General features: G+C 35.7%; 4 protein-coding genes. All 4 read left to right on the top strand.

The window, feature by feature from the left end:
- The first annotated feature begins 29 nt into the window (after positions 1–29).
- On the top strand, positions 30–437 hold the full coding sequence (locus tag HRT72_04135) for a hypothetical protein (GenBank protein ID NQY66896.1): 408 nt from the start codon (positions 30–32) through the stop codon (positions 435–437).
- A gap of 71 nt (positions 438–508) precedes the next feature.
- Positions 509–1,693 (top strand): T9SS type A sorting domain-containing protein, encoded by a 1,185-nt coding sequence (locus HRT72_04130; protein ID NQY66895.1) that lies wholly within the window; start codon positions 509–511, stop codon positions 1,691–1,693.
- Between the two features lie 79 nt (positions 1,694–1,772).
- Positions 1,773–2,717, top strand: coding sequence for a T9SS type A sorting domain-containing protein (locus HRT72_04125; GenBank protein ID NQY66894.1), 945 nt, complete (start codon positions 1,773–1,775; stop codon positions 2,715–2,717).
- 30 nt (positions 2,718–2,747) lie between these two features.
- On the top strand, positions 2,748–3,146 hold a 399-nt coding region (locus tag HRT72_04120; protein ID NQY66893.1), incomplete at its 3' end, for a hypothetical protein.

The following is a 3,146-nucleotide window of genomic DNA, read 5'->3' as shown; positions in this document are numbered from 1 at the left end:
AAGAACAGTTGCATGAAATACAGCCTGATTTGAAAGAGGCAATAACAAAGGTGCAAGCCTACTTCGACTATGAGTATTCTACCGAATATCTTTTTGCCAATGCGAAGGAGATTCAACGCAACTTGCCTACACTTGATAATTCGAACTGGTATGGAAAAGAAGACGTTTTTGATCTTGGCAGGGAAAGAGATGAAGTGCCTTATAATTCATTATTTGTAGAGAATTACGTTCGTATTTATGAGTTAAACAAGGATAGTTTGATAGTGATAAATGGGGTAAACAGCGAGATTACCATTTCTTCAGAGAATAAAAAGGACATTGTGATTCATGGAAATTCTAAGACAACTTTTAAAGGCAATTCAACGGATAATTATTTTGTCGTAGTAGACAGTAACACCATTCGGTTGCCAGTTATTCCGTGGGTTTCTGTTTATTAATATACTGAATGCCAATAATTATTAAGCCTAATTATTACTTTTGAGAGAACATAAACCAAACCATAACTATCATGATCAAATTATTAATTGCTATTAGCCTATTATTTTCATCCGTTGCAAGCGCTAGTGTTGCATATACCTTAACGTATTCGCTAGCAAGAAACATTAACGACAACAGTCTTCAATTTGTATCCCTTGATTTGCAAGGCAGTTACGAATCTTTGATTAAAACGTATCAGCCTTCAGAACTAGATGATTTCAATCCTGATATCGTAACATTCGATACTGATAACAATCTTTTCATTACAGAAGGTTATATAAACGGTAACGCATACATAATTGGCATTAATGCCGAAACAGGAAATGTTGATTATTCGTTCGCTTCTTCGACGTACGAATATTTTAGCGTAGAATCGGTGGATGGGAAATTGTACAGTTTAACAGTGCCATATGTTGGAGGCGGAATAACACTCGTAGAGCTTGATTTGGTTAATAGTATAGAAACCTTAATTAAAGCTTACGCAGGAACCGAAATAGATAATTATTTTTCAAATTCAACCACTTTCGATTACACCAATAAACAGTTCATTACGCTTGCCGAGAACTCAATAGAATCCTCTGATTTTATTGCTGCCATAGACATTACAGATGGAATGATTACCAGTACATACATTTCATCGACCTTCGAGATATTTAGTCTAGAATATTATTCGGGTCAAATTTATTCTTTAGTAAGGCCTTTTGGCGGAGGTGATATTTCGTTAGTAGCATACGATTTAACGAACAGTTCCGAAGCAATCATTGCATCTTATACATCCACAATATTTAGTGACTACGACCCTAGCATGGTAACTTTTGATTTAATTAATAATTCCTACGTTGTAAAAGGAAATACCGATGTGAATGATAAAATTTTGGGAATCGATATTAACAACGGAGTAATCAACCTTCAGTATAAATCTACCTTAGTTAACATGTATTCTATAGAAGCGGTAATGGTTATTGAAGCGGGAATTAGTGACGATAAAACATCTAGTTCGATCTCCTTATTTCCAAATCCAGCTTCAGACATGGTTAATATTTTAGGCGGTTCATCTATATCTTCTATAGATATTTTTGACATACTTGGCAACAACGTAAAATCAATTGTTGGCCCAACTAGCCAGTTAGGAATCAGCGATCTATCTTCTGGAATATACCTAGTTCGAATAACCGATAAGGGCACCAAGTCTACGCACAAACTTGCAGTGGAGTAGGTCATTTCCTATGTTCTCACGTTAAGAGTTTCATGGAGCTAATCAGGGTAGCCTACTCGTTTAGGGTACTTTAATCGAAATGATCAACAAATCACTTTTAATTTTATTCTTTCTCATAAACTGGCAAATTTCTTACTCCCAAGTTTGGGTAGAACCAGGAGCGACCTGGCATTTTGACTGGACAGGTCTTTCTGAAGGAGGATTCATTAAAACAACTTACGATAACGATACAGTGATTGAAGGGATAAATTGCCAAATGTTGCACTCTTATAGGTTTACATTTTTTGCAACAATGAACGATGACATTATTTTTATAGATAGCTCTCTTCAGGAAACTAACTACACATTTGTTTCGGGAGACACTGTATTCTATTATCGCAACGACCAATTCTTTATCCTTTATAATTTCGGAGCTCAAATAGGTGATTCATGGATGGTTTCTAATAATAGTGACTGGGACTATTATTGTGACAACAACTCATATGTTTATGTCACCGATACAGGAACGGTAACTATCAATGGACTTAGCCTTAGAACAATAACCTTGGAGCCAGATTCGAACGCCGGAATAGGCTTTCAAGGTACTGCGGTAGAAAAGTTTGGGATTGGATATGGCAATACGAGTAATTATGTCGAATTCCTTTATCCTTTTCCAAGAGCTGTTCAATGTTCAGCATTAACAGAAACAGGGAGTATTATTGAATGGTATAGATATAAATTTAAATGCTTCGAGGATGAAGGTTTTGAACTCTACAATCCTTCTGGAGAAGACTGTCAATATCACCTAACACAAGATATTCCTGAATTTACCGGTGGGAAACCCAAATTAGACGTGTACGGTTATCAAAATATCATGTTTTTTAAAGGAAACGGTTACGCTGAAGTCTATAGCTTAACAGGACAGAAATTGAGTCATATTCCAGTAGAAGGAGAGACATCCATTTCCTTTAATAAAGGCTACTATCTTGTTAAAATTATCACCGATGACCGTGAGTTCGTCAAGAAAATAATTTTGAGGGGGTAAATTTTAACCATTATTGGGATATATTACACAATGAAGTTCAGCATATTACTTACATCGCTTTTAATTATAGCCCGTTTAACGCAAGCACAAGAGTACGTTCCTTTTCCAGACTCGAATGCCGTTTGGTCTGTGAATACCGATAAATTCTACGTTTCTGGAGATACAGTTATCGAAGGACTACAGTATAAAAAGTACTTCAGAACGCTAGAAGACTCATCCCTACAGGTTCTAAATGGCACCTACTATGCTGCTCTCAGAGAAGATGAATCCAAAAGAATATGGGCTATAAAATTCGACTCTATTGCCCCTCTTTTACTATATGATTTTTCAGTTAACGTCAATGATACAATTACAATATACCCTTTAGAGGATGTCTTCAATAATATTCCTGATTCACTTGAAATAGTTATTTTGGATATTGATTCGGTT

Source organism: Flavobacteriales bacterium, assembly GCA_013214975.1.
GTDB lineage: Bacteria > Bacteroidota > Bacteroidia > DT-38 > DT-38 > DT-38.
The sequence above is the reverse complement of the archived record's forward strand: the minus strand, read 5'-3'. Positions and strand labels throughout refer to the sequence as shown.